This is a genomic window from Sphingobium sp. 22B (genome assembly GCF_001580035.1).
Classification (GTDB): Bacteria; Pseudomonadota; Alphaproteobacteria; order Sphingomonadales; family Sphingomonadaceae; genus Sphingobium; species Sphingobium fuliginis.
On sequence record NZ_LTAB01000036.1, the window covers coordinates 38,423 to 44,422 of the forward strand.

The following is a 6,000-nucleotide window of genomic DNA, read 5'->3' on the forward strand; positions in this document are numbered from 1 at the left end:
CATGTCGAAGCGTTCAAGCGCCAAGTACAAACTCGACCGCCGCATGGGCGAGAACATCTGGGGCCGCCCGAAGAGCCCGGTCAACAAGCGTGAATATGGCCCCGGCCAGCATGGCCAGCGCCGCAAGGGCAAGATGTCCGACTATGGCATTCAGCTCCGCGCCAAGCAGAAGCTGAAGGGCTATTATGGCGACGTCACCGAAAAGCAGTTCAAGAAGGCCTATATCGAAGCCGCCCGTCTGAAGGGCGACACCGGCCAGAACCTGATCGGCCTGCTGGAGCGCCGCCTTGACGCCGTCGTCTATCGCGCCAAGTTCGCTCCGACCATCTGGTCGGCCCGTCAGCTCGTGTCGCATGGCCACATCTATGTGAACGGCGTGAAGTGCAACATCGCGTCGCGTCTGGTGAAGCCGGGCGATGAGATCACGCTGGGCAAGAAGGCACAGGAAATGGCGCTCGTCCTGGAGGCTCAGGGCCTGCCCGAGCGCGACATTCCCGACTATGTCGTCGCGGACGGCGCTGCCAAGGTCACCTATGTCCGCGTGCCGACGCTGGACGAAGTGCCCTATCCGGTGAAGATGGAACCCAATCTGGTCGTCGAATTCTATTCGCGCTGATCCGGTTTCGCTTCCGGCGAGACATTCAGGAAGGCGGTCCCTCGGGGCCGCCTTTTTTGTTTGTCCGCTCGGCTTGTTTGACGCCCGGCCAACTGGCATCAACGGAGCATTCGCAGTCTTTTCAAAGGCCTTGCCATGCGCGTGCTTTTCCTGACCTCTCTCATCGCCCTTGCCAGCGGGGGCGCGGCGATTGCCGCTTCGACCGACGGCGGTCCTTCGATCGATACGATGAAGGAGGTCGTGAAGGAGATTTCCTCGGACGCCTATGAAGGACGCGCGCCCGGAACGGCGGGGGAGGAGAAGACCCTTGCCTATCTGGTGCAGCGCTTCGAGGCGCTGGGGCTGAAGCCCGGCAACAAGGGAAGCTGGTTCCAGGACGTGCCGCTGGTCGAGATCGACGCGAAGAATGTGTCGCCGCTCCGCTTCACCGGCGGCAAGACGGCGGTTTCGGCCAGTTACGGTCCTGAGATGGTGATCGCCACCTACCGCACCGGCCAGCCGCATATCGAGGTGAAGGACAGTCCGGTCGTCTTTGTCGGCTATGGCATCCACGCGCCGGAGAAGAAGTGGAACGACTATGCCGGCGTCGATGTGAAGGGCAAGACGGTCCTCATCCTGGTGAACGATCCGGATTACCAGACGCCCACGCTCCGCGGCCCGTTCAACGGGCGGGCAATGACCTATTATGGCCGCTGGACCTACAAGTTCGAGGAAGCGGCGCGGCAGGGCGCGGCGGCGGCGATCATCGTGCACGACACGGTGCCGGCCGCCTATGGCTGGAACGTCGTGCAGTCGAGCTGGACCGGCGCGCAACATGTCGCGGACAGCGCCAATGGCAATGCGGACCAGTCGGCGGCCATCGGCTGGATGCAGAAGGACAAGGCCGCGGCGCTGGTGGCGAGCGCGGGCCTCAATCTCGACGCGCTGACGGCGGCGGCGAAGAAGCGCGGGTTCAAGGCGGTCCCGCTGAAGGGCGTGAAGGCCAGCGTCTCCTTCGACAACGCCATTCGCAGGCATAGTTCGAAGAATGTCGTCGCCCTCCTTCCCGGCAGGACGCGGCCTGACGAATATGTGCTTTATGCCGCGCATTGGGACCATCTGGGCCATTGCGAGGCGGCCCCAGACGGCGACGACATCTGCAACGGCGCGATCGACAATGCCACGGGAACGGCGGCGCTGGTCGCGCTGGCGGAGGCGAATGTGAAAGCTGGGGCGACGGATCGCAGCCAGGTCTTTCTCGCGGTGACGGCGGAGGAGTCGGGCCTGCTGGGATCGGCCTATTATGGCAACCATCCCGTCTTTCCGCTCAGCCGGACCGTGGGCGGCGTCAACATGGACGCACTCAGCATGGCGGGCCCTGCGAAGAATGTCGTGGTGATCGGCAAGGGTAAGTCGCAGCTTGACGCCTATCTCGACCGCGCGCTGGCGGCGCAGAAGCGGGTCGCCAGCCTGGAGCCGACGCCGGAGAAAGGCTTTTACTACCGCTCAGACCATTTCAGCTTCGCCAAGCATGGCGTGCCGATGCTCTATTTCGAAGGGGGGCAGGATCTGGTGAAGGGCGGGCCCGCCGCGGGCGCAAAGGCGGCCAAGGACTATGAAGAGCATCGCTATCACGGCCCCAAGGATGAATATGATCCCAAATGGGACTGGAGTGGAGTGAAGGCGGACCTGAAGATCTATTATGATGTGGGGCGCGCGCTGGCGAACACGACCGACTGGCCCAATTGGATGCCGGGCGACGAGTTCCGGGCGATCCGCGACAGGAGCCGGGCGATAAAATGACGGGTTTCCGCCATTTCGGGCAAAATCCTGCGCCGAAGTTCACACCATATGCGCGCGCGTGCCTGCGCGCGCGTAGGCGTGGCGAAGCGATTGGCAGGACGTTTCAAAGAGCGGTGCGGAGATAGGCCGGGCGGCGCGGAATAGGACAGACCCGAATTGCCTTCATCAAGAAATAGGATGCTTTTGGAATCACTTGTTGCCGATTGGACACGCACCGCGTGAGGTGTCCCGTTTGATCGTCTTGGGGTGGAGGCGACCATCAATTGCCGCTCAAACGGCTTGCCCTATAGCTCAAAAGCCGACACAGTTTACCGATGATAAAAGTTTCGAGCCTGATAGACCGGTTCCCAACGGTGTCGTTGATGTGCGGTCTTCTACTATTCGCCGGGGGCGGCGTCACCGCTTACTATTCCATCTTGGCAGTAAGCGTGAGCGATGGTCCCGGCCTGATCACTGCACGCTTGATGCTCGCGGGCTGCATGATTTTTCTAGCGGGTGTATTATTTCCAGTTTGGCGCTCGACTTTGACTTTGATCCACCGCCTATAGTGCTTCGGTTGAAATTGGCCAATTCAGGACATTCCCCTTCCGTAAACGGGAGGGGTTAGGGGTGGGCGCGAGCGTAGCGAGCTTCTGACTTAGCCGTTGCAAAACAGCGCAGATGCCGCGCCAGCCCACCCCCTAACCCGAGGGGTTAGGGGTGGGCGCGAGCGTAGCGAGCTTCTGACTTAGCCGTTGCAAAACAGCGCAGATGCCGCGCCAGCCCACCCCCTAACCCCCTCCCGCTTGCGGGAGGGGGAATGTCCGCAATCCAGCCAAATCGATCAACCGTCATAATGCCTCTGGAATGCGCAACCCGATCCTGTAGAGGGCGCTGAGGACACCCCTCGATCAGGAGCCAAGCCCATGACTTTCCGTATGCCCGCCGAATGGGCGCCGCACGAGTGGACATGGATCGGCTTTCCGACCGCTGCCGAGGAGTGGCCCGGCGCGTTCGAAGATGCGCGGCGGCAGATCGCGCAGTTCGCGAGCGCGCTGCATGCCGGCGGCAAGGGCGAGGAGGTGCGGCTGGTCTGCGCCAGCGAGGGCGATGCGGACGTCGCCCGGGCGCTGGTGGCGCCGGGAGTCACCATCCTCGTGCAGAAGCTGGGCGATGTCTGGCTGCGCGATACGGCGCCGATCGCGGTGATGCGGGGCAGGGAAAGGGCGCTGGTGGATTTCGGCTTCAACGGCTGGGGCGGCAAATATCGGATGCCGGGCGACGAGGACATAGGCGCGCGGTTGGCGGCGACGACCGGACTGCCGACATCGACCCAGAACTGGGTGTTCGAAGGGGGAGCGGTCGACACCGACGGCACCGGCCTGTTCGTGACGACGGAGCAATGCCTGCTCAATCCCAATCGCAACCCCGAACTGGACCGGGGGAAGATCGAAACATTGCTGGCTGGATCGCTGGGGCTTTCCGACATGTTGTGGCTGGGCGATGGCCTGCTCAACGATCATACGGACGGGCATGTCGACAATCTGGCCCGCTTCGTGGCGCCGGGCGTTCTGGCGCTGCCGGAGGCGAGCACGGACGATGATCCCAATGCGGCCGTCTATGCCGACGCGCGGGAGCGGGCCAGGGCGTTCGGGGTCGAGGTCGCGTCCGTCCCCTCCCCCGGCCGCGTGGTCGTGAATGGAGAGGTCATTCCGGCGAGCTACATGAATTTTGCCATCGGGAATGCCGCCGTCATCGTGCCCGTCTATGGCCAGCCCAATGATCAGGCGGCTCTGGATGCGCTCAAGCCCTTCTTCCCCGGCCGGGAGATCGTCGGGCTGCGCAGCGACGCGATCCTGTCTGGCGGCGGCAGCTTCCATTGTTGCAGCCAGCAGATGCCGTCCGCCTGAATGAGCGCGATGCTGGCGTTGCGGGCGCTGATCTCCGGGATCATCATCGCCATCGTGTCGGTGGTGTCGCGGCGGTATCCGGGGCTGGGCGCGCTGATCGCGTCATTGCCGCTGATTTCGGTGCTGGGAATGATCTGGCTGTGGAATGACAGGCCGGATGCGGAGAACATGGCGCGCCACGCGGAGGCGACATTCTATTATGTCATCCCCTCCCTGCCCATGTTCCTGCTGATCCCCATATTGTTGCGCCGTGGGGTTTCCTTCGCGCCGGCGCTGATCGCGGGTTGCGCGGTCACGATCCTGCTCTATCTCGTCACCGTCGCCATTGCCGCCCGCATGGGCATTCGTCTTTAGGGTGTTATCGATGACCAAAGTTACCGTCGCCGCGCTCCAGCTCGCCTTTTCCGACGATCGGGCGGACAATATCGAAATGGTCGCCGGCCATGTGGTGAAGGCGGCGGCGCGCGGCGCGAAGATCGTCCTGCCGCCCGAGCTGTTCGAGGGCCCCTATTTCTGCAAGGTCGAGGAGGAGGAACTCTTCGCCAACGCCCTGCCCCTGGACGAGCATCCCGCCGTGCAGGAAATGCGCAAGGTGGCGAAGGCCGAGGGCGTCTATATCCCGACCAGCTTCTTCGAGCGCGACGGCCATCATCATTACAACTCGCTCGCCATGATCGACGATGAGGGCGAGATCATGGGCGTCTATCGCAAGAGCCACATTCCCGATGGGCCGGGATATGAGGAGAAATATTATTTCCGCCCCGGCAATAGCGGGTTCAAGGTGTGGAAGACGAAATATGGCACCATCGGCGTCGGCATATGCTGGGACCAATGGTATCCGGAAACGGCGCGGGTGATGGCGCTGATGGGCGCGGAGATGCTCTTCTATCCGACCGCCATCGGGTCCGAGCCCTATGACGCGGACCTCGACACCAGCCGCATGTGGCGCCGGGCGATGATCGGCCATGCCGTCAGCAACTGCATGCCCGTGATCGCCGCCAACCGCATCGGCGAGGAGGACGGCCAGAAATTCTACGGCCACAGCTTCATCACCGATGAGTGGGGCGATTTCGCCGCTGAGGCCGACGGCAAGGACAATGGCGCGCTGGTGGCGACGCTGGATTTGGATCAGGCGAGGATGCACCGGGCGGGTATGGGCTTCTTCCGCGACCGGCGGCCGGAGCTTTATGCACGGATCGCGCAGGACATCTAGAGCAGATTCCGATCCGATTGCATCGGCTCGACTGCTCTAAGTTTTTGTTTTGTCGCGTTTTCCGAGTCAGCAGATGATTCCATCTGCTTGGAAANTAGAGCAGATTCCGATCCGATTGCATCGGCTCGACTGCTCTAAGTTTTTGTTTTGTCGCGTTTTCCGAGTCAGCAGATGATTCCATCTGCTTGGAAAAACGCTCTAGGTCGTAGTGACATTTTAGGGATTCACGACGGTTTGGATTTGTGCTTCAAGGCTGGCTTTTGGAGGCTGGCGTGGAAGGCGAAGTGCTGCGGACATCGAATGGCTGGCGATCGATGCGACSGTGATCCGYGCCCAGGCCCAGGCGGCTGGGGCACGGGTAAAAAGGGGGGCGCTCAAGCCCAGGCTCTCGGRCGMTCGCGAGGCGGGTTCGGCACCAAGATSCATGCCGTAGTCGATGCCTTGGGCTTGCCGATCCGCTTCATCCTCGGCCCCGGACAGCAAAACGACATGGCGCCCGC

5 protein-coding genes and 1 pseudogene are annotated in these 6,000 nt (G+C 62.5%); all 6 read left to right on the forward strand.

Translation table 11 applies throughout. The features are described from left to right. Position 1 precedes the first annotated feature (1 nt). Positions 2–616 (forward strand): 30S ribosomal protein S4, encoded by a 615-nt coding sequence (gene rpsD, locus A0J57_RS22130; protein WP_025549841.1) that lies wholly within the window; start codon positions 2–4, stop codon positions 614–616. 135 nt (positions 617–751) lie between these two features. Then, positions 752–2,398: a M28 family metallopeptidase gene (locus A0J57_RS22135; RefSeq protein ID WP_061938253.1), complete on the forward strand. Its 1,647-nt coding sequence runs from the start codon at positions 752–754 to the stop codon at positions 2,396–2,398. A 905-nt stretch (positions 2,399–3,303) separates the two neighbouring features. Continuing rightward, on the forward strand, positions 3,304–4,287 hold the full coding sequence (locus tag A0J57_RS22145) for an agmatine deiminase family protein (RefSeq protein ID WP_061940327.1): 984 nt from the start codon (positions 3,304–3,306) through the stop codon (positions 4,285–4,287). Positions 4,288–4,296: 9 nt separating this feature from the next. After that, positions 4,297–4,641 (forward strand): DUF3147 family protein, encoded by a 345-nt coding sequence (locus tag A0J57_RS22150; protein ID WP_082718815.1) that lies wholly within the window; start codon positions 4,297–4,299, stop codon positions 4,639–4,641. A gap of 10 nt (positions 4,642–4,651) precedes the next feature. After that, positions 4,652–5,500 carry an N-carbamoylputrescine amidase gene (aguB, locus tag A0J57_RS22155; RefSeq protein ID WP_044662074.1) on the forward strand — a complete coding sequence of 283 codons (849 nt, stop codon included), beginning with the start codon at positions 4,652–4,654 and terminating at the stop codon, positions 5,498–5,500. Between the two features lie 289 nt (positions 5,501–5,789). Beyond that, positions 5,790–6,000, forward strand: a pseudogene (locus A0J57_RS25585) (transposase); the annotation flags it as partial.

Excerpts from the sequence above, each read along its gene's own strand:
- A0J57_RS22135 (WP_061938253.1), top strand. The coding sequence starts at position 752 with ATGCGCGTGCTTTTCCTGACCTCTCTCATCGCCCTTGCCAGCGGGGGC.
- aguB (WP_044662074.1), top strand. The coding sequence starts at position 4,652 with ATGACCAAAGTTACCGTCGCCGCGCTCCAGCTCGCCTTTTCCGACGAT.
- A0J57_RS22150 (WP_082718815.1), top strand. The coding sequence starts at position 4,297 with ATGCTGGCGTTGCGGGCGCTGATCTCCGGGATCATCATCGCCATCGTG.
- rpsD (WP_025549841.1), top strand. The coding sequence starts at position 2 with ATGTCGAAGCGTTCAAGCGCCAAGTACAAACTCGACCGCCGCATGGGC.
- A0J57_RS22145 (WP_061940327.1), top strand. The coding sequence starts at position 3,304 with ATGACTTTCCGTATGCCCGCCGAATGGGCGCCGCACGAGTGGACATGG.